The sequence below is a fragment of the Geodermatophilus sp. SYSU D00079 genome (assembly GCF_054050635.1).
In genome coordinates, this window is the sequence record NZ_JBJGZS010000002.1 from 19,867 (window position 1) to 45,846 (window position 25,980).

Consider the following 25,980-nt stretch of genomic DNA (forward strand, 5'->3'; position numbering starts at 1 on the left):
CCTGCCCGCGGGGTGTCGCCCCCGGGGGCGACCGCTCGGATCGGCACACCACTGGAAGACGCCTCCGCGCCCGGCGGATGACGGATCGGCCGTCAGTGCAGGCCCCACCCGGTGAGCACGGGGCGGCTGTGCTCGTGGCCGAGGATCCCGTAGGACCCCGCGGGCAGCGCCAGCAGGCGACCGGCCGCCGGGTCCAGACCGAGCCAGCGGGCGGTGAGGATCCGCAGCACGTGCCCGTGGGCGACCAGCACGACGTCGCCGTCGGCCAGCAGCGGCCGCGCCCGCTCCAGGACCCGGTCCACGCGCGTGCCGACGTCGGCCAGCGACTCCCCGGGGGTGTCCCCGGCGACGGTGCCGTCGACCCAGATGGACCACGTGCGGCCGAGCTCCTCGCTGATCGCCGCCGTCGTCCGGCCCTCGTAGCCGCCGTAGTCGAGCTCGACGAGGTCCTCGTCGGTGCCGGTCGGGGTCAGCCCGGCCAGCTCGGCGGTCCGCCGGGCCCGCAGCCGCGGGCTGATCCACACCGCGGCGAGGGTCCGGTCCGCGAAGACGCCGGCCAGCCGGCGCGCCTGCTCCTCCCCCTCGGGGAGCAGGGGGAGGTCGGTGACGCTGGTGTGCTGCCCGCTGAGGCTCCACTCCGTCTGCCCGTGCCGCAGCACGACGATCTCGCCCATCAGGCCTCCTGACTGTCCGGGAGGTCACATCGGGGAAGAGCAACCCCGGTTGTCCTCGCTGGCGCGGGCAGAGCCCCGCCGGCACCAGGCCGCGGGGCGCGGACCCGGGAGGATCCATGACCACGGTCGCACCCTCTGACACCTTCGTCCTCGGCGGCGACCTCCCCGTCCACCGTCTCGGCTACGGCGCCATGCAGCTGCCCGGCCCCGGCGTGTGGGGCGAGCCCGCCGACCCCGAGGCCGCGCGGGCCGTCGTCCGTGCCGCCGTCGAGCAGGGCGTGGACTTCATCGACACCGCCGACTCCTACGGTCCGGTCGTCAGCGAGCGGCTCATCGCCGAGGCGCTGCACCCCTACCCCGAGGGCCTGGTCGTCGCGACCAAGGCCGGCCTGGTGCGCACCGGCCCGGGGGAGTGGCACCCCGTCGGCCGCCCGGCCTACCTCAAGCAGCAGGTGGAGCTGTCGCTGCGCACCCTCCGCGTGGACCGCATCGACCTCATCCAGCTGCACCGCATCGACCCCGAGGTGCCGCTGGCCGACCAGCTCGGCGCCCTCCGGGAGCTGCAGGAGCAGGGCAAGGTGAGGCACATCGGCGTCTCGGAGGTCTCGGTCGCGCAGCTGGAGGAGGCGCGGCAGGTCGTCGACGTCGTCAGCGTGCAGAACCTCTACAACCTGACCAACCGGCAGTCCCAGGACGTCCTCGAGTACGCCACCGAGCACGGCATCGCCTTCATCCCGTGGTTCCCGATCGCCACCGGGGACCTCGCCGCACCCGACAGCCCGGTGGCCGACATCGCCCGCGAGCTGGACGCCACGCCGTCGCAGGTCGCGCTGGCCTGGCTGCTGCACAAGTCCCCGGTCGTGCTGCCCATCCCCGGCACGAAGTCGGTCGAGCACCTCACCGAGAACCTCGGCGCCGCGCGGCTCGTCCTCTCCGACGAGGACACGGCCCGGCTGGACGCGCTGGCCTGAGACCGGCTCCGGTCACCGCCAGCGGCGCAGCGCCGCGGTGCGGGTGCGCCGCCGGACCGGCCGGTCCTCGGACCGCCGCGCCGTCCGGCCCAGACGCAGGGCGACGGCGCGGCGGCCGGCGGCCGGCTCGGCCGGGAGCGCTCCCGGGGGCCGGTGCGCCGGGCCGGTCCGCACCGGGTCCTCCCCGTCGAGCGGGCCGTCGAGCTCCAGCCGGTCGGCCAGCCCCGCGTCACGCACCAGCCGGCGGGTGTCGGCGGGGGCGCCGACCACGCGGCACTGGCGGCCGGCGAGCGCGAGCGTGTCGGTGAAGACGGTGAGCGCGTGCAGGCCCGAGCAGTCGGAGAACCGGGTGCCCGCCACGTCGACCACCACCCTCCCGGTGCCGAGGCCCGCGGCCCGGCGGAGCGCGTCGGTGAGCCGGTCGACGGTGGAGGCCTCCGCGTCGCCGGTGACCCGGACGACGACCTGGTAGGGAGCGGGGACGAGGGCGACCTGCAGGTGCGGCACGGGCTCTCCGGCGGGGTGTGCAGCAACCGCCGGCGGGTTCGGGCGGCTGCCGTCGACGCTAGTGCGGACGGCCGACCGCCACAACACGGAGTGCTGGACCGACTGCGCTGCGCGGTGGCGTGTCGAGCGCGACCCGCCGAGGCGCGACACCGCCGCGCGCGGCAGCATGGCGGCGTGGACGCCGAGGACTTCAGCCAGGTCAGGGACGCCGTCCGGCAGCTGGTGCGGGACGTCGTGATGCCGCTCGAGGAACGCATCGAGGACGAGGACCGCATCCCCGACGAGCTGCGGGCGCGGGCGGCGGAGATGGGCCTGTTCGGGTACGCGCTGCCCGAGGAGTACGGCGGGCTCGGCGTGACCATGGCCGAGGACGTCGAGCTGGCGTTCGAGTTCGGCTACACCACCCCCGCGTTCCGGTCGCTGTTCGGCACCAACAACGGCATCGCCGGCCAGGTGATCGCCCGGTTCGGCAGCGACGCGCAGAAGCAGCGGTACCTGCCGGGGCTGGCCGCCGGGGAGCTGATCGGCTCCTTCGCCCTCACCGAGGCCGAGGCCGGGTCCGATCCGGCCGGCCTCCGCACGAGCGCCCGGCGGGACGGGGACGGGTGGGTGCTCTCCGGCAGCAAGCGCTACATCACCAACGCACCGCTGGCCGACCTGTTCGTCGTCTTCGCCCGCAGCGACCCCGCCGAGAAGGGCGGCCGCGGCATCTCCAGCTTCGTCGTCGACGCACGGACACCCGGGCTCACCGTCGGCCCGCACGACGCGAAGATGGGTCAGTCCGGCGCCTGGACCGCCGAGGTCTTCCTCGACGACGTGCGGGTCCCCGCCGACGCGCTGATCGGGGAGGAGGGCCGCGGCTACGCCAAGGCCCTGACCGTGCTCTCCCGCGGCCGGCTGCACATCGCGGCGCTGTGCGTCGGCATGGCCCAGCGGGTGCTCGACGAGTCCGTGGCCTACGCCGCCACCGCCAGGCAGGGCGGGGCGCCGATCGGGCGGTTCCAGCTGGTGCAGGCCCACCTGGCCGACATGCACGCCGAGCTGCTCGCGGGCCGGGCGATGGTGCGCGACGTCGCCGCCCGCTACGACACCGGCGAGGACACCTCGGTCGGGCCGTCGTCGGCCAAGCTGTTCTGCACCGAGATGGTCGGCCGCGCCGTCGACCGGGCGGTGCAGGTGCACGGCGGCCTCGGGTACCTGCGGACCACGCCGGTGGAGCGCTTCTACCGCGACGCCCGGCTGTACCGGCTCTACGAGGGCACCAGCGAGGTGCAGCGGGTGATCATCGGCGGCGGGCTGCTGCGCGCGGCGGGCATGCCCCGTGGGTGACGCGACGCCGGCCGACCGGGCGGCCCGTCGCGAGGTCGTCGGCGAGCTGGGGACGGCGCTGCGGGACCTCGTCGACGCCGCCGTCCGCACCGAGGCGCCGGCCGGTGAGCTCGTCGCCGTCGCCGCGGCCGCCCGCGAGCTCACCGCCCGCCTGCGGGCCTCCGGGCGTGGCCTGCACGAGGTGGCCTCCGTCGACGACCCCGAGCGCGGGGAACGCTGGTACAGCCCGGTCTACGGCCCGGGCAGCCCGGTGGCGCCGCCGCTGGAGGCGACCGACACCCCTGACGGCCGCGTCACCGGCCGGGTCACCGTGGGCAAGGCGCACGAGGGTCCCCCCGGGCTGGTGCACGGCGGGGTGGTCGCCACCCTGCTCGACCACGTCCTGGCCCGCGCCGTGCGCGCTGCCGGGCGGGGCGGCCTGACCGCGACGCTGACCGTGCGCTACCGCCGTCCGGTGCCGCTGGGCGTCCCGCTGCTCCTGGCCGCGGAGGCGGGGCCTGCCGACGGGCGGCGCACCCCGGCGACCGCACGCCTGGTCGCCGAGGACGCCCCGGACACCGTGCTCGCCGAGGCCGAGGGCCTCTTCGTGGCCCTGCGTCCGGAGCGGGCGGCCGGCGTGTTCGCCGCGACCGGCCGGCCGATCGGTGCCTGGACCGCCCGCGACCACCGGTCCGGCGACTAGGGCCCGTCTCCCGACCGGTCGTCGCTGCGGGCCGCCCGTTCGTGGACGGCTCGGCCGGTCAGCGCCGGGCCGTGACCGCGACCAGCGGCTGCCCCGGGACCAGCCGCCGGGCCGGTGAGGGTCGCAGCCCCGCCTCGGCGAGCTGCTGGCGCAGCGGCTCCACCTCGGGCAGCTCCATGCCCTGGCCCTGGGCGCGCAGCAGCAGGTCGAAGTGCCGACTGAACGGGTCGGGCGTGGCGGCGGTGGTCGTGACCAGCAGCGCGCCGCCCTCGGAGAGCAGGCCGGCCAGGGTCCGGAACAGCGGGACCCGATCGGCGAGCGGCAGGTAGTAGACGACGTTGGCGAGGAGCGCGAGGTCGTAGGGGCCGCCGGCCTGGCCGCCGGCCGCCAGGGCCACGACGTCGCCGCGCACCACGCCGGCCCGCCCGGCCAGCCCCCGCCGCGCGAGCAGCCGCTCGGCGAGGTCGGCGACGGCGTCGTCCACCTCGATGCCCGTGCCCTCGGCCGCCGGCGCGGCGGTCAGCATCGCGGCCAGGTTCTGCCCCGCCCCGCAGCCGACGTCCAGCACCCGCGCGGGACGCACCTCGCGCACCGCGGCCACCAGCGCCTCGTGCAGGACCGGCTCCATCGCCCGGGTGAGCTGCGCGATCGTCTCCCCGTGGTCCGCGGTGTCGCGGCGTGGCGGGCCCCCGTGCAGCTGGCGGGGGAGCTCCCGGTAGAGCCCGGTGTGGAAGCCGGCGAACCCCTCGTACGCGGCGCGCACCACCTCGTCGTCCAGCAGCCGCCGTCCGCGCCGGGACAGTGACCACCCGCGGGCCGAGGCGCGGACGAGCCCGTGCGCCTGCAGCACCCGCAGCCACGGCTCCAGCAGGTCACCGTCGTCGAGGTCGAGCTGCGCGCGCACGGACGCGGAGCCGACGGGCCCGTCCCGCAGGCACTCGAGCACGCCGGTGGACAGGCCTGCCGCGGCCACCCCGAGCCGGATGGCGGCCCGACCGTCACGGGCGGCCCGCAACCGCGGCACCCCGCCACCGCGGAGGAGCTCCGCGGTCGCGACGAGGCGGCTCATGCTCCACTCCCGAGCTCGGGGCCACCGGCCAGGACGAGTACGGCGCCGTCTCCCACGGCGCGATCATCCTCACCCCGCTCCGGGCTGCTCACCGAGGGGGAGGCGTGCCCTAGTTCGCCCGCGGCCCCGGGGCGTTGGCCGGGTCACCGGCCGGGTCGCGCTCCGGGCCGCCGGCCGGGCGCAGCAGCGGCCCGGGTGCCCCCTCGCCGCGGCCGAGCGCCGCGACGAACTGGGTGAGCACGTCGTCGCCCTTGTGGAACGGCGCCCAGTCCAGCAGCTTGCGGGCGCGGGTGGTGTCGAGGGCCGGCGCCTGCGTGCCGAGGTCCAGCCAGCCGGGCTCGGTGGGCACCAGGTGCGCGTGGAAGGCGGCCGACAGCGCCGTCCGCAGCACGAACGCCGGCGTCGGCACCCGCACGGTGCCCAGCGCGCGGGCGATGTCGTCGGCGTCCATGACCGGCTCGGCGGCTACGTTGAACGGGCCCGGGGCGCGGCGGTCCAGCACCCGGCCGAGGGCGTCGGCGACGTCGTCGGCGTGCACGAAGGACACGTGCACCGACGGCAGCGGCAGGGGCAGCAGCCGCGCCACCGCCCCCGGCAGCAGGCGCGCGGCCCCGAACAGCAGCGGGCCGAGGAAGTAGCGGCCGATCTCGCTGCTGGCCTCCGGCTGCAGCACGAGGGTCGGGCGCACGACGGTCAGCGTGGTGTCCGGACGCCGGCCCAGGACCTCCCGGACCACGCGCTCGGCCTCGGACTTGTCCCGGCTGTACTGGGAGCTGGGGATGCCGGTGGTCGGCCAGTCCTCGGTGACCTTCTGCCCGCCGGAGCCGGCGGCGTAGGCGCCGAGGGAGGACATGTGCACGAACTGCGTCACGCCCGCGGCCGCGGCGGCCCGGGCCACCCGCCGCGTGCCCTCCACGTTCACCCGGTGCAGCCGCTCCGGCTGCCGCCCGGGCTGCAGCGCCCAGGCCAGGTGCACGACCGCGTCGGCGCCGTCGAGGAACCGGGTCAGCACATGCTCGCTGCGGGTCTCCCCGAGGTCGGCCGGGAACCACCGGACGGCGTCGTACGGTGCACCGTCCGGCGGCTGGCGACGGGCCAGCCCGCGCACCTCGGCCACCCCGCTGCCCGGTGCGGTGAGCCGGCGCAGCAGCGCCGTCCCGACGTTGCCGCTGGCGCCGGTGACGGCGACGGTCAGGCCCTCGAGGTGACCCCGGGTCAGTTCAGCCATGGGAGGCGGCTACCCGCAGCGGCGCGGGTGAACCCGGGAGCCGCGGGCCGACGCGTCACCCGAACGTCACAGACGACGACCACGGCGGTAACCCACGTCCCGTCTACTCACGCGCAACCGCGAACACCGCGAGTAGACGACACGAGAGGTCCCCATGGACGTCGGAAGCACAGCCTTCATCCTCGCCGCCACGATGGCCGTCGCCCTGATGATCCCGGGCCTGGCGCTGTTCTACGGGGGGATGGTCTCCTCCCGCGGCATCCTGAACATGGTCATGATGGTCTTCGGTGCCGTCGCCGTCGTCGGGGTGCTGTGGACGCTGTTCGGCTTCTCCGCCGTCTTCGGGGACAGTTACGGCGGGGTCGGCCTGCTGGGGAACGTGACCGAGTACCTCGGGCTCGGCTCGCTCGTGCCCGGCGACGACAGCGCGGCCCTGCCACCGGCGCTGGTGGCGGTGTTCCAGGCGCTCTTCGCGGTCATCACGACGGCCCTCATCGCCGGTGCGGTCGCCGACCGGGTGCGGTTCGGCCCGTGGCTGCTGTTCGCCGGGCTGTGGGCCGCGCTGGTCTACTTCCCGGTCGCGCACTGGGTGTTCGCCTTCGACTCCGCCGACGGCAGCGTGCAGGGTGGCTGGATCGCCAACGAGCTGGCCGCGGTCGACTTCGCCGGTGGCACCGCGGTGCACATCAACGCGGGTGTGGCCGCGCTGGCCGTCGTCCTCGTCGTGGGCAGGCGCACCGGCTGGCCGCGCCAGGCCCGGCCCAACAGCCTGCCGCTGGTCGCCCTCGGCGCCGGCATCCTGTGGTTCGGCTGGTTCGGCTTCAACGGCGGCTCGGCGCTCGCGGCGGGCAACAGCGCCTCGGTGGTCATGCTCAACACGTTCAACGCCACCTGCGCGGCGATCCTCGCCTGGCTGCTGGTCGAGCGGCTGCGCGACGGGCACGCCACGGTCCTGGGCGGGATGTCCGGTGCCATCGCCGGCCTGGTCGCCATCACCCCGGCCTGCGGCGCGGTGACCCCGATGGGCGCGCTGGCCGTGGGTGCCGTCGCCGGTGCGGTCTGCCCGCTGGCGGTCGCCCTGAAGTACCGCCTCGGCTACGACGACTCCCTCGACGTCGTCGGCGTCCACCTGGTCGGCGGCATCGTCGGCACCCTGCTGGTCGGCGTCCTCGGCTCGGCCGCGGCGCCCAGCGGCCGCGACGGCCTCCTGTACGGCGGTGGCCTCGAGCTGCTCGGCGTGCAGGCGGTCGCCGCGCTCGCGGTGGTCGGCTACTCCTTCGTCGTCTCGCTGCTGATCGCCCTGGCGATCCACAAGACGATCGGCCTGCGGGTGTCGCGGGAGGTCGAGGTCAACGGCATCGACCTGGCCGAGCACGCCGAGGTCGCCTACGACCTGGAGGGCGCGCTGCACGCGCCGGGCGCGACGACCACGCCGGAGAGCGTCATCGCCTCCGCCGAGCGGATCGCCGCCGCCGGTGCCCCGGCGCCGCGCGCCGGGACGGGCGCGCCCACGGAGACCCCCGCCGGCTGACCGGTCCCCTGCGCGTCAGGCCGGCCTCGCGGCTGCGGGGCCGGCCTCACGCGCGTCCGTGCCGACCTCCTCCAGCGTGTGGCCGCGGTGCTCGGGCAGCGCCCACGACGCCGCGGCGGTGACCACGAAGAACGCCGCGAACGTGCCGAAGACCAGCCCGTTGCCACCGGCGTCCAGCAGCGGGGGGACGCACAGGGGTGCGGCGATCGAGGCGATCCGGCCGAACCCCGCGGCGGCCCCGGCGCCGGTGCCGCGCAGCGCCGTGGGGTAGACCTCGGGCGTCACCGCGTAGACCGCCCCCCAGGCGCCGAGGTTGAAGAACGACAGCACCATGCCGGTGACCAGCACGGCGGTGTCGCCGTCGGCGAGTGCGAACAGGCCGGCCCCCACCGCGGAGCCGAGGAGGAACACCACCAGGGTCGGCCGGCGTCCCCACCGCTCGATGAGCACCGCGGCCGCGGCGTAACCGGGCAGCTGGGCGAGGGTGATCAGCAGGGTGAACCCGAAGGACCGCACCAGCGAGAACCCGGAGGCCACCAGCAGGGTCGGCAGCCAGATGAAGGCGCCGTAGTAGGCGAAGTTGATGCCGAACCAGACCGTCCACAGCGCCGCGGTCCGGCGCCGGGTGCCCCGTGCCCACAGGGCCGCGGGCCCGGGAGGCGCCGTCGGCTCCGGCGTCGTCGACGGCACCGGCCGCACCCCGGCCGCGGACTCGAAGCGGCGCACCGCCGCCTCCGCCTCGTCCACCCGGCCGCGCAGCTCCAGGAAGCGCACCGACTCCGGCAGCCCGCGGCGCACCACGACGGCGTAGACCGCCGGGACGGCGCCCAGCGCCAGCGCCCACCGCCAGCCCGCGTCACTGCGGGGGACGACGAAGTAGCCGATCAGCGCCGCGAGCAGCCAGCCCACCGCCCAGAACGCCTCCAGCGCCACGACGACCCGACCCCGGACCCGCGCCGGGGCGTACTCGCTGACCAGCGTGGAGGCCACCGGCAGCTCGGCGCCCAGGCCCAGGCCGATGAGGAAGCGGAACACCAGCAGCGCGCCCACCGACCAGGCCAGCGCCGCCGCGCCGGTGGCCAGGCCGAACACCAGCAGGGTGAGCGCGAAGACCTGACGGCGGCCGATCCGGTCGGCCAGCAGCCCGCCGAGGGTCGCGCCCAGCGCCATGCCGACGAAGCCGATCGACCCGATCCACGACAGCTCGGTCGGGGTCAGCGACCACTGGACGGCGAGCGCGGCCATCACGAAGGAGATGAGGCCGACGTCCATGGCGTCCAGCGCCCAGCCCAGACCGGAGCCGACGACGAGCCGGCCGTGCTCGCGGGTGAACGGCAGCCGGTCCAGCCGCTGGGCGCGGGTCGCCGAGGTCGTCGTCGCGTCGGTGCTCATCGCCCGCGCCCTACCCCGCGCGGTGGCCGGTCACGCGGGGGCGGAGGCGTGCTCAGCCGCCGTCGCTGTCCTCACCGTCGGTGGCGTCCTCCACCTCCCGCTCGGCGTCGTCGACGCCCTGCTCGACGTCCTGCTGCACGTCGTCGTCGACGACGTCACCGCCGCAGCCGGCGGCGGTGACGGAGGCGAGGGCGATGACGAAGCCGGCGGCGACGGTGCGCCAGCGGCGGCGGGGTGCGGACACGGGGACCTCCCGGGGTGTCTCCGATGGGCTCCCTGGGTGCCCGCCCGGGCGGCGGTCCATGCGCTCCGGAGCACCCACGGTGGCCGCGGGTGCTCCGGAGCGCCGCGTGGCGGCTACGCCGCGGCGACGTGGGAGCGGGTGGCCTCGGTCAGCCACGCCACGACCTCGTCGCGGTAGGGCGCGATGCCCTTGTAGGCGGCGATGTCGTCGGGCAGCTCGGCGACGACGGCCGTGAGCTGGTCGCTCCACTCGGGGATCGTGGCGATCTCGGCCAGCGGGGCCATGTAGGTGCGGATGTTGAACGTCAGCGTCCCGGTCAACGGCAGCCGGGTGAGGTGCTCGAGCTCGATGCGCAGCTGCAACCGGCCGTAGTCGCTGTCCCGCACCAGCTGCGGCACGTCGGCGTCCCACTCGGGCTTGACCTCGAGGCTGATGTCCCGCCGCGGTGAGCCGTGCGCGGAGAACGTCCAGTTGACCCGGCGGTAGGTCTGCTCGGCCGTCAGGCTGCGCATGAACCGGGTCGCGCGGCTGGTGACGCCGTTCTCGTTGAGTCCCGGCACCGGCCCGTGGACCTCGTCCAGGTGCATGCCGACGTCGAACGTCACCGACCAGGCCGCCGCCCAGGTCACGAGGGCGGCGTCGAACCACAGCCGCCCGCCGCGGTCGCTGACCATGAGGATGTCGTCGGGCACCTGGCAGCCGATCCACGTCAGGGGGTCGGCCGGGAGCGTGGCGGCGTCGCCGAGGACGAACTCCTGCTCGACGCCGAGGAGGTCGTTGCGCCAGGCGAACGCCCGGCCGTCCCCGCTCAGGTGCATGGCGTCGGGGCGGGCGACGACCAGCTCCCGCAGCAGGTACAGGAGCATGTCCCAGCAGGCGGGTTCCATGTGCGGGAGGACCTGCCGCCGTCCCGGATCGCGCGCGAGCAGTTCGCGGCGCATCCGCATCTGCTCCTCGTAGTCGTCCCCGAGGTCGACGACGTGCGCGCCCCAGGAGCCGGCCGGGGTCTCGACGCGCCGGCGGGCCGGCTCGACGTTGACCGCGTACCGGAACGCCCGCTCACCGGGGGCGAAGGGCCAGGGGAGCCGGGACAGATCGCTCACAGGTCGAGCTCCACTTCGCTGTCGGCCGCCCGCGACACGCAGGCGAGCATGCTGGTCGAGGCCTGCTTGTCGGCCTCGTCGAGGACGAGGTCGCGGTGCTCGACACGGCCGGCGGTGACGGGCACCAGGCACTGCCCGCAGACGCCCTGGCGGCACATGTTCGGCACGTCGACCCCGGCGCCGAGCACCGCCTCGAGCAGGCTGGTGCCGCTCGGCACCGGCAGCTGCCGGCCGCTGCGCCGCAGCCGCGCGGTGAACGGCCGGCCGGGGTCGAGCGGGGGAGCCGCGAAGTGCTCCAGGTGTACGCGGGCGGACGGCCAGCCGGCCGCCCGGGCCGTCTCGGTGAACAGGTCGAGGACGGCGGCCGGCCCGCACGCGTAGGCGTGCGTCCCCCACGGCTGGGCCGCCAGCCGCTCGCGCAGGGCGCCGGCGAGCGCGTACCGGCCCGGTGCCTCGACCAGTTCGGCGCCGGCCAGGTCCCGCAGCTCCGCCAGGTGCGCCGCGGCCCCGGGGCGGTACCCGTAGACCACCTCCACGGGCCGGCCCCACGTCCGAGCGGCCCTCAGGTGCGACAGGATCGGGGTGACGCCGATGCCCGCGGCCACCAGCAGCGACTTCGTCGACGCCAGCTCGGGCCGGAACGCCGCCCGCGGCCCCTCCACCTCCAGCAGGTCGCCGACCGACACCGAGTCCTGCAGCCAGGCCGACCCCTGGCCGTCCTCGGTGCGCAGGACGGAGATGCGGTAGTCCGCGGGGGCGATCCCGGACCCGGTGAGGGAGTAGGCGTTGCGCTTGCCGCCGGCGGTCACCACCAGGTGGCTGCCCGGTGCGTAGCCGGCCAGCGTCCGGCCGTCGGGGCTGGTGAGGACGAACTGCCGGACGCCGTCGGTGACCTGGTCGACCCGCGTGACCCGCAGCCGGGTGGTGGTGCTCACGTGGCGGCCTCGGTCACGGCCGAGGCGAGGTAGCTGCCCCGGTGACCGGAGACGTGCTCGTGCACCTCCAGTCGCGTGCCGCAGCCCGGGCAGTCCACCTCGGCGCCGGGCGCGGTGGCCAGCCGCGAGGTCGTCCCGCAGTGGACGCAGAAGACGCGCAGGGACTCCCGCTCGACGGCGAAGGTGGTGGTCTCCTCCGGCAGGAGCCCGGCCCGGCGGGCGTGCGCCGCCAGCGCGAGGACGTCGGCCTCCGGGCCGGCGATCGCCAGCCGCGCGCCCACGCACAGCGCGCCCAGACGGCGGGCGAGCTCGGCGCCCGAGCCCTCGTCGGTCCGCGGCAGGCCCCACAGGCGCACCGGCCGGCCGTGCTCACGTGCCTGGGCCAGCCACTGCTCGACCACGCCGTCGGCCGCGGGGCCGACGTGCACGATCAGGAACGACCGGCCCGTGAGGTCCAGGGGCGGGGCCTCGGTGGGCCAGACCGGCACGCTGGTGAGGCGGGGTCGTCGGGGGAGGGCCGCTGGGGGAGGGGGCAGCAGGGCGGTCACGCGGCGCTCCTCAGCCAGGCGACCGCGGCCTGGCGGTACCGGGCCAGGCCCTTGTAGTCGGCCATGTCCTCGGGCAGCTCCTCGAGGACGGCGGCGAACCGGTCCCGCCAGGCCGGCACACGGGCGACGTCCTGCAGGGGGAGGAGGTACGTGCGGATGAGGAAGAGGACGGCACCGGAGCCGGGCAGGCGGACCAGGTGCTGCACCTCCACCCGCAGGTGCAGGCGGGATCCGAGGTCCTGCCGCAGGACGAGCCTGCGGTCGGGCCCCCACTCGGGATAGGTCTCGGTCGCGGTGTCCAGGCGCCGGCCCACGGTCATCGTCCAGTTCGTCCGCCGGTACACCTCACCGGGCTGCAGCCGCATGAGGAACTGGTGCGCACGCGTGATCACCCCGGCCGGGTGGACCCGGGGGACCGGGCCGTGGATCTCCGGGAAGCTCATGCCGACGTCGAAGCGCATGGACCAGTCGGCGGCCGCGGTGACGACACCGGCGTCGGCCCAGAGGGAGCCCTCGCGCTGGTCGAGGAGCACCAGGTCGTCCTGCACCTGGGGGGCGATGAAGCGCAGCGGGTCGGTGGGCAGGCTCGCCTCGTCGCCGAGGACGAACTCCTGCTCGATGCCCAGCAGCTCGTTGCGCCAGTGCCAGCGGTCCCCACCGAGGTGGTCGAGGGCGAAGGCGTCCGGCCGGGCGAGCCGGAGCTCGCCCATGACGTAGAGCATCGCGTCCCAGCACGCCGGCCTCATGTGCGGCAGCTCCTGCAGCCGCGAGGGGTCGGCGGCCAGCAGCGCGGCGCACTCGGCGCTGTCGGACCCGTAGAACTCGTCCACGTGCAGGACGTGCTCCCCCCAGCTGCCGGCCGCGGTCGCGTGGGCGGCGCCCGCCGGCTCCACGTTGGTGCTGTACCGGTAGCGGTCGGTGGGGAACGGGAAGGGGAAGGAGGCGATGCGGTCGGGCAGCGCCCGGTCGATCAGGTCGGTGCTGGTCACAGGTCGAGCTCCAGGGACGGACCGGTGCTGCGCGACACGCAGCACATGACGCTGTCGGCGGCGGCCTTCTCCTCCTCGGAGAGGAAGAGGTCGCGGTGGAGGGGGCGGCCGGCGACGACCGGGACGCGGCACTCGCCGCAGACCCCCTGCCGGCAGAGGTTGGGCACGCTGACCCCGTCGCGCTCCAGGGCCTCGAGCAGGCTCACGCCGGAGGGGACGGCGACGCGGCGTCCGGACCGGGTCAGCGTGGCCTCGAACGGCTCGCCCGGGTCCAGGGCCTCCGCGGAGAAGCGCTCGGTGTGCACCCGGTGCTCCGGCCAGCCGAGCCGGTCGGCCGTGGCGAGCACGAAGTCCAGCAGCGGCGCGGGCCCGCAGGCGTAGAGGTGCGTGCCCAGCGGCGCGGAGCCCAGGACGGCCTCGAGCCGGGGCAGGAAGGCCGCGACGTCCGGGTGCTCCTCCAGCCGCGGGCCGCACAGCTCCCGCAGTTCGGCCAGGTGGGCCCCCGCCCCGGGGCGGTAGCCGTAGAGCAGGGTGAAGTCGCGGCGCCAGCGGACCGCCGCCCGGGCGTGGGAGAGCATCGGCGTGATGCCGATGCCGCCCGCGACGAGCAGGTGGTGCCGGGCGGTGGCCACCGGGGCGAAGGCGCTGCGCGGCCGCTCGGCGCGGACCACGTCGCCCGGTGCCAGCCGGTGCACCCACCGGGAGCCGCCGGCGCCGTCCGGGCGCAGCAGCACCGAGATCGAGTAGCGGTCCGGGGAGGTCCCCGAGCCGGTCAGCGAGTAGGCGTTGCGGCGCTCGCCGCAGTGCAGCACGAGGTGGCTGCCCGGCGGGTGGGCCGGCAGTGCGCTCCCCTCGGCGGCGACCAGGGTGACCGAGCGGATGCCGTCGGCGGCCTCGCCCACCTCCGCCACGAGGAGGTCCAGCGGGCCCCGCCCGGGCGGGACGGCGACCTGGGCCGGGGTCGGCAGGGACAGGGTCGTCACGCCGGGACCCCTGCTGCGAGAGCCGGCTCGGCGTCCTCGGCGTCGACCATGTAGCCGAGGTAGGCGCCCAGCCGGCGGGACACGTGGTGGTAGACGTGCAGGGTGCGGCCGCAGCCGCGGCACGTGCAGGTCGCGTCCACGGGGGCGGTCGTCTCCGTCTCGCTCGCGCAGTGCGCGCAGTGGACCCGGCGCACCGGCACGCCGGTGACGAAGGTGAGGACCTCGGCCGGGACGGCGCCGAGGTGCAGGGCCCGGGCGCGGGCCCGGAGGACGTCCGCCTCCGGGCCCGCCACGAGCAGCCTCCAGCCGACGACGGCGTCCGCCATCCGCGCGGCCAGCCACGGCAGCGCCTCCGCGCAGCCGCGGGTGCGCAGCACGTGCGCGTCGATCCCGGCGTCCACGGCGGCCGCCTCCCACGAGGTGACGACCTGCTCCGCGGCCTCGTCCAACCCCAGGAGCGTGACGCTGCGCGCGTGGCCGGGCAGCGCCGGCGCCGCGGCCTCCCACCGCGGCACGCTGGTGTGCTCGATGCCCATGCCGATCAGGGGGCGAAGGACCGCTGGCCGGTGTAGAAGCCCAGCGCGCGGTCAGGGGTCTCGAACCGGATCCGCGACCCCTTGGGGAAGAAGAGCACGTCCTTGGCCCGGGCGACCACCTGCTCACCGCTGTCGAGGTCGGTCAGGTGGAACTCGCCCTCGACGACGACCTTCATCTCGTCGTAGGTGTACGTGTAGTCCAGCGGCTCGCCGGCCTGAAGCTCGAAGAAGCCGGAGCAGAGCTCGGAGCCCCCCGGGTTGGCGAACGTGTCGCCGATGAAGGCGTTGACCCCGGGGACCTCCATGCTCGGCAGTCCCTGGTGGGTGCCGCTCGCGTGCCCGAAGACGATGGTGTCCGTTGCCATGGTGGCCTCCTCAGCGGCGGGACCGGCCGGAGTGACGTGGTCCCTGTCGGTGGACACCATGTAACGGGAGTGGACGATGGAGCGGGTTCCGGTGCTGTTACGAGTTGGTGACCACTGCGACCGGTGACCGCTCGCGGGCGCAGCGTGGCCCTGTCTCCATGGGGTTACGTTCGCTTTTCACGGGCTCCGGGGCGGCGCGCGGGCTCCTATGCTCCGGCCGTGGAGGTCACCCCGCTGCCCGGTGGGCACGACGACGCGCCCGGTGGGCACCTCGAGGACGTCATCGCCCTGCGCGTCCGCGAGTTCCGGCTGGCCAAGGGCATCTCGCTGGCGGAGATGGCCCGGCTGGCCGGCATGAGCAAGGCGATGCTGTCCAAGATCGAGCACGCCCAGACCTCGTGCAGTCTGTCCAGCCTGGCGCGCCTCGCGGACGCGCTGGCCGTGCCGGTGACCGCCCTGTTCCGCGGGGTGGACGCCGAGCGCGAGGCGGTCTTCACCCCGGCCGGCCACGGCGCCCGGATCGTCCGGCGGGGCAGCAACGTCGGGCACCACTATCAGCTGCTCGGCGCGCTGCGCGGTGAGCACAAGCGGCTCGAGCCGCTCCTGGTGACGCTCACCGAGGCCAGCGAGGTGTTCCCGCTCTTCCAGCACCCCGGGACCGAGTTCCTCTACGTGCTCGAGGGCGTGATGGTCTACGGGCACGGCGAGGCCCGGTACGAGATGCACCACGGCGACTCGCTCATCTTCGACGGGGAGGGTCCGCACGGTCCGGCCGAGCTCGTCGAGCTGCCGGTCCGCTTCCTGACCGTCACCGGGTACGGGCACGTCGTCTAGGTCGCCGACCACCCGCGGTCGCCGGAGGACCTGCGCCGCAGTGCACCACCGTTCGTAACGCGGTTTCACGCCACGGTAACCACCGGCGCGTCGCTCGCCCCGAGACTCGGTCTCCCGGGGCGACGCCGTCGCCGCGGGTCCCTGCCGAGGAGCGTTGGCCGTCCCCCTCCCCGTGGTGACGCGACCGCCTCCCGGACCCCCACCTCCCCGCGGCGTGGCACGTCCGCGCCCGGACGACCCGAGGAGACCTCTCATGCCCGCAGCCGACCTGGCGTGGCTCCTGGCAGCGTTCGCGCTGGTCCTCCTGATGTTCCCGGGGCTCGCCCTCTTCTACGGGGGGATGCTCGGCGGCAAGAACGTGCTGAACATGTTCATGATGGTGATGAGCACGCTGGCGGTGACCAGCGTGCTCTACGTCCTCTTCGGCTACGGGCTCGTCTCGGGGAACTCGCTGGGCGGCTGGGGCCTCATCGGCAACCCCGTCGAGCACCTGGGTCTCGCGGGCTTCCACGAGGACGGCGGTTCCGGAGGCGCGGAGGGCGTCTACTGGACCGCGTTCTTCATCCTCTTCGCGGCCATCACCATCGCCATCGTGGCCAGTGGTGCGGCCGGCCGGATGACGTTCGGGGGCTGGCTGGTCTTCTCGGCCGTCTGGCTGACGCTGGTCTACTTCCCGCTGGCGCACTGGGTCTTCACGTTCGACGACGAGGCGAGCGGTGTCGTCGGCGGGTGGATGCGCAACGTCCTGCAGCTCCACGACTTCGCGGGCGGGACCGCCGTGCACATGAACGCGGGCGTCGCCGCCCTGGCGCTGGCCATGGTCCTCGGCAAGCGGCGCGCCCCGACCCACCGGCCGCACAACATGCCGCTGGTCGTCCTGGGCGCCGGGATCCTCTGGTTCGGCTGGTTCGGCTTCAACGGCGGGTCCGCGGCCGGGGCCAACTTCACCGCCCAGTACGTCGTCCTCACCACGCTGCTGGCCGGGTCCACCGGCATCCTCGGCTTCCTCCTCGTGGAGAAGGTCCGCGACCGCCACGCCACCACCCTCGGCATGGCCTCCGGGGCGATCGCCGGCCTGGTCGGCATCACGCCGTCAGCGGACGCGGTCAACTCCGTGGGCGCCCTGGTCGTCGGCTTCGTCTCCGGCGCTGTCGTGGCCTGGGCGGTGACGTGGAAGACCCGGCTGGGCATCGACGACAGCCTCGACGCGTTCGCCGTCCACGGCGTCGGCGGCATCGCCGGGACCGTCTGCGTCATGCTGATCGGTGCCTCGAACGCACCGGGTGGCGTCACCGGCGTCCTGCTCGGCGGCAGCTGGGACATCGTCTGGCGGGAGCTGGTGGCGATCGTCGCCACCTGCACCTTCTCCTTCGTCATGACCTACGCCATCGCCTGGGTGCTGCAGCGGACGATCGGCCTGCGCGTCGACCCCGCAGCGGAGGACGCCGGTCTCGACGTCTCCGTGCACGCCGAGTCCGCCTACGACCTCGACCGGGGGGCTGCTCCCACGCGGGTGACCCCCTCCGTCTACGGCCCCGACCAGGTGCCGCCGGCCCACACGGCCGCGTCCGCGCACACGCCGGCCTGATCCCGGCCGGCCGCGGCCGCGACTGCGGCCGCCCCGGCGCACCGCAGTGCGGGCGTTCCTCGTGCACCCCGGGTCCTGCCGGACCCTGCGGCACGGAGGACGCCCGCACTGCCGTGCGCGGAGCCGGGCGGAGCCACGTGGTACGGCGGGCAACAGGAACTCCCCGCGCCGGAAACCCTCCGGAAACCCGCCGCCGGTTCACTCTCAGGCGACAGCAGTTCACGCCAGTGGACGCACCGCCAGGAGGCTCCCGTGTCGCTCACCGCCACCCGCCCCGAGGCCCCGCCCGTGCCGCGGCCCGCCGCTCCCGTCCAGCCCGACCTCGCGACCCGGGCCCGCGCCGACGGCATCGAGTTCGTCATGGCGCTGTTCGTCGACCTCACCGGCAAGCCGTGCGCCAAGCTGGTGCCGATCGAGGCGGTCGAGGAGCTGCAGACCGAGGGCGTCGGGTTCGCCGGCTACGCGGTCGGCGCGATGGGCCAGCAGCCGCGCGACCCCGACCTCATGGCCATCCCGGACCCGGCGTCCTACATGCCGGTGCCCTTCCTCAAGCCCGGCCTGGCGATCGTGCACTGCGACCCGCACGTCGAGGGCCGGCCGTGGCCCTACGCGCCCCGCGTCATCCTCAAGGAGCAGCTGGCCCGCGCCGCCGAGCTGGGCCTGGAGCTCAAGGTCGGCGCCGAGGTCGAGTACTTCCTGGTGGAGCGCGGCCCCGACGGTGCCCTGCGCCCGGCCGACCCCAAGGACACCGCCTCGCGCCCCTGCTACGACGCCCGCGGCCTGACCCGCATGTACGACCACCTCACCGAGGTGTCGAAGGCGATCAACTCGCTGGGCTGGGGCAACTACGCCAACGACCACGAGGACGGCAACGGCCAGTTCGAGCAGAACTTCGCCTACGCCGACGCTCTGACCACCGCCGACCGGGTGGTCACCCTCCGGTACCTGCTCAGCGTGCTGGCCGAACAGCGCGGCATGACCGCGACGTTCATGGGCAAGCCGTTCACCGACCGCACCGGCAGCGGGCTGCACATGCACCTGTCGCTGTGGCGCGACGGCCAGGCGGCGTTCCCGGACGCCGGCGACCCGCGCGGGCTCGGTCTGTCCCCGCTGGCCTACTCCTTCGTCGCCGGCCTGCTCGACCACGCCTGCGGGCTGCAGGCGGTGCTGGCCCCGACGGTGAACGCCTACAAGCGCACCGGCGCCAGCTCCACCCGGTCGGGCGCCACGTGGTCTCCGCGGACGGCGACCTACGGCGGCAACGACCGGACCCACCTGCTGCGGGTGCCCGACGGCAACCGGGTGGAGCTGCGCGGCGGCGACGGCTCGGCCAACCCGTACCTGGCCGCAGCGGCCGCGCTGGCCGCCGGGCTGGACGGCGTCCGCCGCGGGCTGGACCCGGGCGACCCCGGCGCCACCCGCAGCGCCGCGCTGCCGCCGACCCTGCTGCACGCGGTCGAGGCGATGGTGGCCGACCCGGTCGTCGCCGGCGCCCTCGACGCCGCGGGCCCCGGGGTGGCCGGCTACTTCGCCGACCTCAAGCGCGACGAGTTCTTCGAGTGGCACGGCCAGGTGACCCCCTGGGAGGTCGACCGCTACGTGACCGCCTTCTGACGCCCAGCCGCCCCCATCGACACGAGAGGACCCCACTGACGTGTGCGGGATCGTCGGGCTCCACCTGCGGGAGCCCTCCCTGTACCCCCGGCTCGGCGAGCTGCTGACCGGGATGCTCTGCCAGGTCACCGAGCGGGGCCCGGACTCCGCCGGGGTCGCCGTCTACGGCGACCCGCGCTGGTCGCCGCCGGGGCGCTCCACCGTCTCGCTGCTGACCGGCGACCGGACGGCGGACGACGTCGCCACCGCCGTCCGCGCCACGCTGCCGGAGGCGGAGGTCGTCGACGCCGGCCAGACGCTGGTGGTGCACGCCGCGGTCGACCCCGACACGCTGGCCGCCGCCGTCCGCGAGGCGGTGCCGGCTGCGCTCGTCATCGGCGCCGGCGAGGAGGTCGCCGTCCTCAAGGGCGTCGGGCACCCGCAGCTGCTCGCCGCGGAGTTCGGCCTGCCCGCGGCGCAGGGCTGGCAGGGGGTGGCGCACACCCGGATGGCCACCGAGTCCGCGGTCACCCCGGCGCACTGCCACCCGTTCTCCGTCGGCACCGACCAGTGCCTGGTGCACAACGGCTCCTTCGCCAACCACGCCACCATCCGCCGCGAGCTGACCGCCGCCGGCGCGGTGTTCGACAGCGACAACGACTCCGAGGTCGGCGCCCGCTTCGTCGCCGCGCAGCTGGCCGCCGGGTACGACCTGGAGAAGTCGCTGAAGCTGCTGTGCGAGCGCTTCGACGGCTTCTACACGCTGCTGGTGTCGACCCGCGACAGCTTCGCCGTCGTCCGTGACGCCATCGCCTGCAAGCCCGCCGTGGTCGCCGAGACGCCGCAGTGGGTGGCGATGGCCTCGGAGTACCGCGCCCTGGCCGGCCTGCCCGGCATCGAGCACGCCCGCATCTTCGAGCCCGAGCCGGAAGAGGTCTACGCATGGCAGCGCTGAGCACGTCCCTCGACCCCACCCCGGTGGAACTCGCCGAACTCACCGAGCCCGCCCTCGTCGACCTGTCGGTGGCCAGCGTGCGCGAGCTCAACGCCGCGCTGCACGCCCGTGACGTGGCCGAGAAGGCGCCGTCCTGGCGGGTCACGCACCCCGACGGCAGGCACAGCCTCGCGGTCGGCCTGGACGCCGACATCGACGTCCGCATCGAGGGCCACGTCGGCTACTACTGCGCCGGCATGAACAAGTCCGCGACGGTCACCGTCGAGGGCAACGCCGGCGTCGGCGTGGCCGAGAACATGATGAGCGGCACCGTGCGGGTGCGCGGCAACGCCTCCCAGTCGGCCGGCGCCACCGCGCACGGCGGGCTGCTGGTCGTCGAGGGCTCGGCCGCGGCCCGCTGCGGGATCTCGATGAAGGGCGTGGACATCGTCGTCGGCGGCGACGTCGGCCACATGAGCGCCTTCATGGGCCAGGCCGGCCGGCTCGTGGTCTGCGGGGACGCCGGCGACGCGCTCGGCGACTCCCTCTACGAGGCCCGCATCTACGTGGCCGGCTCGGTGCGGTCGCTGGGGGCCGACTGCGTCGAGAAGGAGGTGCGCCCCGAGCACCTCGCCGAGCTGACCGGGCTGCTCGCCGCCGCCGGCCTGGACGCCGACCCGCGGGACTTCCGCCGCTACGGCTCGGCCCGCCGTCTCTACACCTTCCACGTCGACAACGCCTCGGCGTACTGAGGAGCGCGCTGCCATGACCCTCCGTGAGTCCGCCACCTTCGACCGCACGACCATCGCCGAGATCCAGCGCGCCGCCGAGACCGGCATCTACGACATCCGCGGCGGCGGGGCCAAGCGCCGCGTCCCGCACTTCGACGACCTGCTCTTCCTCGGCGCGAGCATGTCCCGCTACCCGCTGGAGGGCTACCGCGAGCGGTGCGACACCGACGTCGTCCTCGGTGACCGGAACGCCACCTACCCGCTGCACCTGTCCACCCCGGTGACCATCGCCGGCATGAGCTTCGGCGCGCTCTCCGGCCGGGCCAAGGAGGCCCTCGGGCGGGGCGCCAGCGAGGTGGGGACGTCGACCACCACCGGCGACGGCGGGATGACCGAGGAGGAGCGCGGCCAGTCCAAGCACCTCGTCTACCAGTACCTCCCCTCGCGCTACGGCATGAACCCCGACCACCTGCGCATGGCCGACGCCATCGAGGTCGTGCTCGGCCAGGGCGCCAAGCCCGGCGGCGGCGGCATGCTCCTCGGCCAGAAGATCACCGAGCGGGTCGCCGGGATGCGCACCCTGCCGGTCGGCGTGGACCAGCGCAGCGCCTGCCGGCACCCGGACTGGACCGGCCCCGACGACCTGGAGATCAAGATCCGGGAGCTGCGGGAGATCACCGACTGGGAGAAGCCGGTCTACGTGAAGATCGGCGCCAGCCGCACCTACTACGACGTCAAGCTCGCGGCCAAGGCCGGCGCCGACGTCATCGTGCTCGACGGCATGCAGGGCGGCACCGCCGCGACGCAGGACGTGTTCATCGAGCACGTCGGCATCCCGACCCTCGCCGCGCTGCCGCAGGCGGTCCAGGCGCTGCAGGAGGAGGGGCTGCACCGGCAGGTCCAGCTGGTCGTCTCCGGCGGCATCCGCAACGGCGCCGACCTCGCCAAGTGCATGGCCCTCGGCGCCGACGCCGTCGCGATCGGCACCGCCGCGCTCGTCGCGCTCGGCGACAACTCCCCGCACCTGGATGAGGAGTACCGGGCGCTGGGCTCGGCGGCCGGCTTCTACGACGACTGGCAGGCCGGCCGCGACCCGGCGGGCATCACCACCCAGGACGACGAGCTGGCGTCCCGGCTCGACCCGGTCGTCGGCGGGCGCCGGCTGGCCAACTTCATCCGGGTGATGACGATGGAGGCGCAGATCATCGCCCGGGCCTGCGGCAAGGCCCACCTGCACTCGCTGGAGCCCGAGGACCTCGTCGCGCTCACCATCGAGGCCGCGGCCATGGCGCGGGTGCCGCTGGCCGGCACGTCGTGGATCCCGGGGCAGGGGCTGTGACCTCCGCCGAGGTGGTGGTGGTCGGCGGCGGCCTGGAGGGGACGGCGATCGCCTGGTCGCTGGCCGCCCGCGGGGTGACCGACGTCGTCGTCTGCGAACGGGACACCGTCGGCTCCGGCGGGACGGGCAAGTCCAGTGGGATCGTCCGCTGCCACTACGGCGTCTCCTCGCTGGCGGCGATGGCGAACGCGGGGCTGGCGCTGTTCGAGCAGGCCCAGGAGGTCCTCGGCGAGGACGTCGGCTTCTGCCAGACCGGCTACGTCGTCGGGGTGGGGGAGCAGAACGCCGGCGCACTGCGGGCGTCCCTGGCCAACCAGCGGGCGCTCGGCGTGCAGACCGAGGAGATCGACCGGGACGAGGTGGCCCGGCTGTGGCCGGCCGCTGACCTGTCGGACTTCGCCGCGTTCGGCTGGGAGGCCCGCGGCGGCTACGGCGACGCCTACCAGACCGCGCAGGCGTTCGCGGCCGCCGCCCGGCGCCTGGGCGTGCGCATCCGCCAGGGGACGCCGGTGGCGGAGGTCCTCACGGACGGGACCCGGGCGACCGGCGTCCGGCTGGCCGACGGCTCGACCCTCGCCGCGGGGACGGTCGTCGTCGCGGCCGGGCCGTGGTCGGTCGGCCTGCTCGCGCCGCTGGGCATCGAGCTGCCGATCCGGGTGCACCGCGAGCCGATCGTGCTGCTCGACCCGGGCACCGAGCTCGGGCCGGTGCCGGTCTTCTCCGACCTGGTGTCGCTGCAGTACATCCGCCCGGAGACCGGCGGGCAGCTGCTGTTCGGCAACAGCGACCTGTCGGTGCCCGAGCCGGCCGACCCGGACGCGTACCTCAACCGGGCCACCGACGACTTCCTCGAGATGGCCGTGGAGAAGATCTCGCACCGCTTCCCCGGCCTGGAGGACGCCGCGGTCGCCAGCACCTACGCCGGCTGCTACGACGTCACCCCCGACTTCAACCCGGTCATCTCCGAGACGCCGGTCGAGGCGCTGGTCGTGGCCGCCGGGTTCAGCGGTCACGGGTTCAAGATCTCGCCCGCCGTCGGGCGGCTGGTGGCCGACCTCGTCGTCGACGGCAAGAGCTCCGACGCCGACGTGCCCGAGTCGGACTTCCGGCTCTCCCGGTTCGCCGAGGGGGCACTGCTCACCAGCCCGTTCCCCTACGTGGGCGCCGGCGAGATGCGCTGAGCGGGGGGCCCGGGAGCGGGCACCGCTCCCGGGCCCCTGCTCAGCGCTGCCAGGCGGTGACGTGCTCCGGGGTCGCGGTGCCGGGGGCGAGGTCCGGCGCCGGGACGGCGGGGCCCGCCACCGTGGCCAGCGGGAGGACGCCGGCCCAGTGCGGCCCGTCGAGGTCGGCAGGGTCGTCGCTCGGGGGGCCGCTGCGGACCTTGACCGACACCTCGACCAGCGGCAGCCGCAGCACCGTCGTGGCGGCCAGCTCCCTGCGGTCGGGCGCGCGGGTGCCCGCCGTCCGGCCCGGGACGACCGCGTCGACCAGTGCCTCGAGCGCGGTGGTCTTCTCGGTGGGGTCGGTGACCACCTGCGCCGTCCCGTGGACGACGACCGACCGGTAGTTCACCGAGTGGTGGAACGCCGAGCGTGCCAGCACGAGCCCGTCGACCAGCGTCACCGTGACGCAGACGTCCAGGCCGCCGTCCCGCGCCGCCACGAGGGCCCGGGCTCCGGTGGAGCCGTGCAGGTAGAGGGTGTCGTCCACGCGCGCGTGCAGCTGCGGCAGGACCACCGGCCGGCCGTCGACGACGAAACCGACGTGGCACACCACCGCCTCGTCGAGGACGGCGTGCACGGTGGCGCGGTCGTAGGACACGCGGTCCCGGGCACGGGTCGGTGCGGTGCGGGGGCTGGGGGCGTACTCCACCCGCTCATCCTCCCGGTGGCCGCCAGCCCGTTCCCGGTCAGCCGGTGATGACGATCCGCCGCGGCTTCGCCCGCTGGGCCTTGGGGACGCGCACCGTGAGGACGCCGTCGGTCAGCTGCGCGGTCACCCCGTCGGGGTCCACGTCACCGGGCAGCGTGACGGCGTAGGAGAAGCGGCCGACGCGCCTGGTGCGGCGGCGCAGGATGCCGGTGCGCTCCTTCTCCCTCACCTCGCCGGAGACGGTCAGCTCCCGCTCGCTGAGCTGGATGTCGACGTCGTCCCGTGCGACGCCGGGCAGGTCGATCTCCACCGACCAGGCGTCGTCGGTCTCCTCGACGTCGGCCAGCGGCGACCAGCGGTCCACGTCGCCGAGGCCGGTCTCCCAGAGCCGGTTCATCCTGTCGCTGAGCTCGGCCAGCTCGCGGAACGGGTCCCACGAGGCGACGGAGCGCGACGGGGTGCGGACGGGGAGGGTCATGTCGGAACTCCTCTCGACTCGATCCGATCCGGTCACCCCGTAGAACTTGCAGTGGCCGCTGCAGATTCCCGCCGTCAGCGGTGCGCGTCGACGTGCTCGACGACGAGTTCGGCGACCCGGTCGGGCGCGAGCTCGGGGATCCAGTGGGTCACGCCCTCGAGCACCTCCAGCCGGTAGGGCGCGTCGACGAAGTCGCGGGTGGCCTCGGTCGCGGCGCGGCCGAGGAAGGCGTCGCCGGTGCTCCAGAAGTGCAGCGTCGGCACCCGCACCGTGCCGACCGTGTCGCGCGCGCTCAACGGCAGGGCGCGGTACCAGGCCAGCGCCGCCGACAGGGCCCCCGGCTCCCGCATGCGGGCCAGGTAGTGCTCGCAGACGTCGCGCGGCAGGTCGCTGCGCAGGAACATCCGGCGCAGCGGCTCCCCGCCGGCGGCCAGCAGCAGCCGTTCGGGCAGGAACGGCAGCTGGAACAGCCCCACGTAGTACGAGCGCAGCGCCTGGTCGCTGGTGACCATCGCCCGGCCCATCGCCGCCGGGTGCGGCACCGACAGCGCGGTCAGCGTGCGGACCCGCTCCGGGTGCCAGGCCGCCAGCGCCCACCCGACGATGCCGCCCCAGTCGTGGCCGACCACGTGGGCGCTGTCGAGCCCGGCCTCGTCGAGCAGGGCCAGGACGTCGGCGGTCAGCTCGCGCACCCGGTAGGCCGAGCGGCCGGTCGGGCGCGCGCTGGGGGAGTAGCCGCGCTGGTCGGGAGCCAGCGTGCGCAGGCCCGCCGCGTGCAGGCCGGCGGCGGCCGCGGCCCAGGCGGTGGAGTCCTGGGGGAAGCCGTGCAGCAGCACCACCGGCTCCCCGTCGGGCGGGCCGCCGTCCCGCACGTCGAAGACCATGCCGTCGCGCCGGAAGCCGTCCATCCCGCGACCCTCACCCGCCCGGACGCCCCGCGCCACCCGTCGGGACGCGACGGTCGGCCCGGCGGGGTGAGGGGACTGGCGCGACCGCACCCCGCGGCGACAGGGTGGGTGTGATGACCACCACAACCGGGCCCCGCGCCGTGGCCGACACCGTCACCGACCCCGAGCTGCCGATGCTCACGCTCTCCGACCTCGGCGTGCTGCGCGACGTCCGGGTGGAGGAGGGGATCGTGGTCGTGGAGATCACCCCCACCTACACCGGCTGCCCGGCGATGGGCACGATGCGGGCCGACCTGCTGCGCGCCCTGCGGGAGGCAGGCTTCCCCGACGTCGACGTCCGCACGGTGCTCGCGCCGTCGTGGAGCACCGACTGGATCACCGCCGAGGGCCGCCGGAAACTCGTCGAGGCCGGGATCGCCCCACCGGGGCCGGCCCCGCGCCTCGCCACCGGGCCCGTGCCGCTCGAGGTGGGCCCGCCCCGGCGGACGGCGTCCTGCCCGCTGTGCGGGTCGGCCGACACCGAGCAGCTCAGCGAGTTCAGCGCCACCGCGTGCAAGGCGTTGCGCCGGTGCCGCTCGTGCCACGAGCCGTTCGAGCACGTGAAGGAGGTCTAGCGG

General features: G+C 75.1%; 28 protein-coding genes. 12 read left to right on the forward strand and 16 right to left on the reverse strand.

All coding sequences use genetic code 11. The features are described 5' to 3' along the window. Positions 1-92: 92 nt before the first annotated feature. Positions 93-674: a histidine phosphatase family protein gene (locus tag ACI79E_RS02245; protein WP_456930919.1), complete on the reverse strand. Its 582-nt coding sequence runs from the start codon at positions 672-674 to the stop codon at positions 93-95. Between the two features lie 116 nt (positions 675-790). On the opposite strand from ACI79E_RS02245, the gene ACI79E_RS02250 reads away from it, so the two are divergent. Next, positions 791-1,645 (forward strand): aldo/keto reductase, encoded by an 855-nt coding sequence (locus tag ACI79E_RS02250; protein WP_456930920.1) that lies wholly within the window; start codon positions 791-793, stop codon positions 1,643-1,645. Positions 1,646-1,657: 12 nt separating this feature from the next. On the opposite strand, the gene ACI79E_RS02255 is transcribed toward ACI79E_RS02250, so the two are convergent. Then, positions 1,658-2,152 (reverse strand): STAS domain-containing protein, encoded by a 495-nt coding sequence (locus ACI79E_RS02255; protein ID WP_456930921.1) that lies wholly within the window; start codon positions 2,150-2,152, stop codon positions 1,658-1,660. A gap of 174 nt (positions 2,153-2,326) precedes the next feature. Here ACI79E_RS02255 and ACI79E_RS02260 point away from each other — a divergent pair, with 174 nt between their 5' ends. Both ACI79E_RS02260 and ACI79E_RS02265 read left to right on the forward strand, forming a co-directional pair. Further along, entirely contained in the window at positions 2,327-3,481 is a 1,155-nt protein-coding gene (locus tag ACI79E_RS02260; RefSeq protein ID WP_456930922.1) for an acyl-CoA dehydrogenase family protein, read from the forward strand. After that, positions 3,474-4,163, forward strand: a complete 690-nt coding sequence (locus ACI79E_RS02265; RefSeq protein WP_456930923.1) for a PaaI family thioesterase — start codon at positions 3,474-3,476, stop codon at positions 4,161-4,163. The genes ACI79E_RS02260 and ACI79E_RS02265 overlap by 8 nt, the downstream gene beginning before the upstream one ends. Positions 4,164-4,221: 58 nt before the next feature. On the opposite strand, the gene ACI79E_RS02270 is transcribed toward ACI79E_RS02265, so the two are convergent. Next, positions 4,222-5,232: a methyltransferase domain-containing protein gene (locus tag ACI79E_RS02270; protein WP_456930924.1), complete on the reverse strand. Its 1,011-nt coding sequence runs from the start codon at positions 5,230-5,232 to the stop codon at positions 4,222-4,224. A gap of 109 nt (positions 5,233-5,341) precedes the next feature. Beyond that, entirely contained in the window at positions 5,342-6,460 is a 1,119-nt protein-coding gene (locus tag ACI79E_RS02275; protein WP_456930925.1) for an NAD-dependent epimerase/dehydratase family protein, read from the reverse strand. A 154-nt stretch (positions 6,461-6,614) separates the two neighbouring features. On the opposite strand from ACI79E_RS02275, the gene ACI79E_RS02280 reads away from it, so the two are divergent. Then, a complete protein-coding gene (locus tag ACI79E_RS02280; RefSeq protein WP_456930926.1) occupies positions 6,615-7,991 on the forward strand; it encodes an ammonium transporter in 1,377 nt (458 codons plus the stop codon). A gap of 15 nt (positions 7,992-8,006) precedes the next feature. On the opposite strand, the gene ACI79E_RS02285 is transcribed toward ACI79E_RS02280, so the two are convergent. The 9 genes from ACI79E_RS02285 to ACI79E_RS02325 all read right to left on the reverse strand — a co-directional run bounded on the left by ACI79E_RS02285 (position 8,007) and on the right by ACI79E_RS02325 (position 15,086). Continuing rightward, a complete protein-coding gene (locus ACI79E_RS02285) occupies positions 8,007-9,383 on the reverse strand; it encodes an MFS transporter (protein ID WP_456930927.1) in 1,377 nt (458 codons plus the stop codon). Positions 9,384-9,435: 52 nt separating this feature from the next. Continuing rightward, positions 9,436-9,627, reverse strand: a complete 192-nt coding sequence (locus ACI79E_RS02290) for a hypothetical protein (protein ID WP_456930928.1) — start codon at positions 9,625-9,627, stop codon at positions 9,436-9,438. A 113-nt stretch (positions 9,628-9,740) separates the two neighbouring features. Continuing rightward, a complete protein-coding gene (locus tag ACI79E_RS02295; protein ID WP_456930929.1) occupies positions 9,741-10,730 on the reverse strand; it encodes a heme-dependent oxidative N-demethylase family protein in 990 nt (329 codons plus the stop codon). After that, positions 10,727-11,665 carry a PDR/VanB family oxidoreductase gene (locus ACI79E_RS02300; RefSeq protein ID WP_456930930.1) on the reverse strand — a complete coding sequence of 313 codons (939 nt, stop codon included), beginning with the start codon at positions 11,663-11,665 and terminating at the stop codon, positions 10,727-10,729. The genes ACI79E_RS02295 and ACI79E_RS02300 overlap by 4 nt, the downstream gene beginning before the upstream one ends. After that, on the reverse strand, positions 11,662-12,213 hold the full coding sequence (locus ACI79E_RS02305) for a dimethylamine monooxygenase subunit DmmA family protein (protein ID WP_456930931.1): 552 nt from the start codon (positions 12,211-12,213) through the stop codon (positions 11,662-11,664). The genes ACI79E_RS02300 and ACI79E_RS02305 overlap by 4 nt, the downstream gene beginning before the upstream one ends. Continuing rightward, entirely contained in the window at positions 12,210-13,202 is a 993-nt protein-coding gene (locus ACI79E_RS02310) for a heme-dependent oxidative N-demethylase family protein (protein ID WP_456930932.1), read from the reverse strand. Before ACI79E_RS02310 ends, ACI79E_RS02305 begins: the two co-directional genes overlap by 4 nt. Then, a complete protein-coding gene (locus ACI79E_RS02315; protein WP_456930933.1) occupies positions 13,199-14,185 on the reverse strand; it encodes a PDR/VanB family oxidoreductase in 987 nt (328 codons plus the stop codon). Before ACI79E_RS02315 ends, ACI79E_RS02310 begins: the two co-directional genes overlap by 4 nt. Continuing rightward, complete coding sequence (locus ACI79E_RS02320) at positions 14,182-14,721, reverse strand: dimethylamine monooxygenase subunit DmmA family protein (protein WP_456930934.1); 540 nt, start codon at positions 14,719-14,721, stop codon at positions 14,182-14,184. Before ACI79E_RS02320 ends, ACI79E_RS02315 begins: the two co-directional genes overlap by 4 nt. A gap of 5 nt (positions 14,722-14,726) precedes the next feature. After that, positions 14,727-15,086, reverse strand: a complete 360-nt coding sequence (locus ACI79E_RS02325) for a cupin domain-containing protein (protein WP_456930935.1) — start codon at positions 15,084-15,086, stop codon at positions 14,727-14,729. A gap of 219 nt (positions 15,087-15,305) precedes the next feature. On the opposite strand from ACI79E_RS02325, the gene ACI79E_RS02330 reads away from it, so the two are divergent. From ACI79E_RS02330 to ACI79E_RS02360, 7 genes are all read left to right on the forward strand, one after another. After that, on the forward strand, positions 15,306-15,920 hold the full coding sequence (locus ACI79E_RS02330) for a helix-turn-helix domain-containing protein (RefSeq protein WP_456930936.1): 615 nt from the start codon (positions 15,306-15,308) through the stop codon (positions 15,918-15,920). 253 nt (positions 15,921-16,173) lie between these two features. Continuing rightward, complete coding sequence (locus ACI79E_RS02335; protein ID WP_456930937.1) at positions 16,174-17,508, forward strand: ammonium transporter; 1,335 nt, start codon at positions 16,174-16,176, stop codon at positions 17,506-17,508. 252 nt (positions 17,509-17,760) lie between these two features. Beyond that, entirely contained in the window at positions 17,761-19,122 is a 1,362-nt protein-coding gene (gene glnT / locus ACI79E_RS02340; protein ID WP_456930938.1) for a type III glutamate--ammonia ligase, read from the forward strand. 40 nt (positions 19,123-19,162) lie between these two features. Next, on the forward strand, positions 19,163-20,056 hold the full coding sequence (locus ACI79E_RS02345; RefSeq protein WP_456930939.1) for a hypothetical protein: 894 nt from the start codon (positions 19,163-19,165) through the stop codon (positions 20,054-20,056). Continuing rightward, positions 20,044-20,787 carry a GltB/FmdC/FwdC-like GXGXG domain-containing protein gene (locus ACI79E_RS02350; RefSeq protein WP_456930940.1) on the forward strand — a complete coding sequence of 248 codons (744 nt, stop codon included), beginning with the start codon at positions 20,044-20,046 and terminating at the stop codon, positions 20,785-20,787. The genes ACI79E_RS02345 and ACI79E_RS02350 overlap by 13 nt, the downstream gene beginning before the upstream one ends. A gap of 13 nt (positions 20,788-20,800) precedes the next feature. Further along, positions 20,801-22,105, forward strand: a complete 1,305-nt coding sequence (locus ACI79E_RS02355) for an FMN-binding glutamate synthase family protein (protein WP_456930941.1) — start codon at positions 20,801-20,803, stop codon at positions 22,103-22,105. Beyond that, on the forward strand, positions 22,102-23,286 hold the full coding sequence (locus tag ACI79E_RS02360) for an NAD(P)/FAD-dependent oxidoreductase (RefSeq protein ID WP_456930942.1): 1,185 nt from the start codon (positions 22,102-22,104) through the stop codon (positions 23,284-23,286). The genes ACI79E_RS02355 and ACI79E_RS02360 overlap by 4 nt, the downstream gene beginning before the upstream one ends. A gap of 40 nt (positions 23,287-23,326) precedes the next feature. Here ACI79E_RS02360 and ACI79E_RS02365 read toward each other — a convergent pair whose 3' ends face one another. The 3 genes from ACI79E_RS02365 to ACI79E_RS02375 all read right to left on the reverse strand — a co-directional run bounded on the left by ACI79E_RS02365 (position 23,327) and on the right by ACI79E_RS02375 (position 25,363). Further along, positions 23,327-23,977: a pyridoxamine 5'-phosphate oxidase family protein gene (locus tag ACI79E_RS02365; protein WP_456930943.1), complete on the reverse strand. Its 651-nt coding sequence runs from the start codon at positions 23,975-23,977 to the stop codon at positions 23,327-23,329. A 37-nt stretch (positions 23,978-24,014) separates the two neighbouring features. Beyond that, on the reverse strand, positions 24,015-24,455 hold the full coding sequence (locus ACI79E_RS02370; protein ID WP_456930944.1) for an Hsp20/alpha crystallin family protein: 441 nt from the start codon (positions 24,453-24,455) through the stop codon (positions 24,015-24,017). A 74-nt stretch (positions 24,456-24,529) separates the two neighbouring features. Then, the gene (locus ACI79E_RS02375; protein ID WP_456930945.1) at positions 24,530-25,363 is read right to left on the reverse strand and encodes an alpha/beta fold hydrolase; all 834 of its coding nucleotides are present in this window, start codon (positions 25,361-25,363) and stop codon (positions 24,530-24,532) included. Positions 25,364-25,476: 113 nt separating this feature from the next. Here ACI79E_RS02375 and paaD point away from each other — a divergent pair, with 113 nt between their 5' ends. Beyond that, on the forward strand, positions 25,477-25,977 hold the full coding sequence (paaD, locus tag ACI79E_RS02380; protein WP_456930946.1) for a 1,2-phenylacetyl-CoA epoxidase subunit PaaD: 501 nt from the start codon (positions 25,477-25,479) through the stop codon (positions 25,975-25,977). Positions 25,978-25,980: the final 3 nt, after the last annotated feature.

Excerpts from the sequence above, each read along its gene's own strand:
- ACI79E_RS02250 (WP_456930920.1), top strand. The coding sequence starts at position 791 with ATGACCACGGTCGCACCCTCTGACACCTTCGTCCTCGGCGGCGACCTC.
- paaD (WP_456930946.1), top strand. The coding sequence starts at position 25,477 with ATGACCACCACAACCGGGCCCCGCGCCGTGGCCGACACCGTCACCGAC.
- ACI79E_RS02320 (WP_456930934.1), bottom strand. The coding sequence starts at position 14,721 with ATGGGCATCGAGCACACCAGCGTGCCGCGGTGGGAGGCCGCGGCGCCG.
- ACI79E_RS02285 (WP_456930927.1), bottom strand. The coding sequence starts at position 9,383 with ATGAGCACCGACGCGACGACGACCTCGGCGACCCGCGCCCAGCGGCTG.
- ACI79E_RS02335 (WP_456930937.1), top strand. The coding sequence starts at position 16,174 with ATGCCCGCAGCCGACCTGGCGTGGCTCCTGGCAGCGTTCGCGCTGGTC.
- ACI79E_RS02370 (WP_456930944.1), bottom strand. The coding sequence starts at position 24,455 with ATGACCCTCCCCGTCCGCACCCCGTCGCGCTCCGTCGCCTCGTGGGAC.
- ACI79E_RS02325 (WP_456930935.1), bottom strand. The coding sequence starts at position 15,086 with ATGGCAACGGACACCATCGTCTTCGGGCACGCGAGCGGCACCCACCAG.
- ACI79E_RS02355 (WP_456930941.1), top strand. The coding sequence starts at position 20,801 with ATGACCCTCCGTGAGTCCGCCACCTTCGACCGCACGACCATCGCCGAG.
- ACI79E_RS02280 (WP_456930926.1), top strand. The coding sequence starts at position 6,615 with ATGGACGTCGGAAGCACAGCCTTCATCCTCGCCGCCACGATGGCCGTC.
- ACI79E_RS02375 (WP_456930945.1), bottom strand. The coding sequence starts at position 25,363 with ATGGACGGCTTCCGGCGCGACGGCATGGTCTTCGACGTGCGGGACGGC.
- ACI79E_RS02350 (WP_456930940.1), top strand. The coding sequence starts at position 20,044 with ATGGCAGCGCTGAGCACGTCCCTCGACCCCACCCCGGTGGAACTCGCC.
- ACI79E_RS02270 (WP_456930924.1), bottom strand. The coding sequence starts at position 5,232 with ATGAGCCGCCTCGTCGCGACCGCGGAGCTCCTCCGCGGTGGCGGGGTG.
- ACI79E_RS02275 (WP_456930925.1), bottom strand. The coding sequence starts at position 6,460 with ATGGCTGAACTGACCCGGGGTCACCTCGAGGGCCTGACCGTCGCCGTC.
- ACI79E_RS02245 (WP_456930919.1), bottom strand. The coding sequence starts at position 674 with ATGGGCGAGATCGTCGTGCTGCGGCACGGGCAGACGGAGTGGAGCCTC.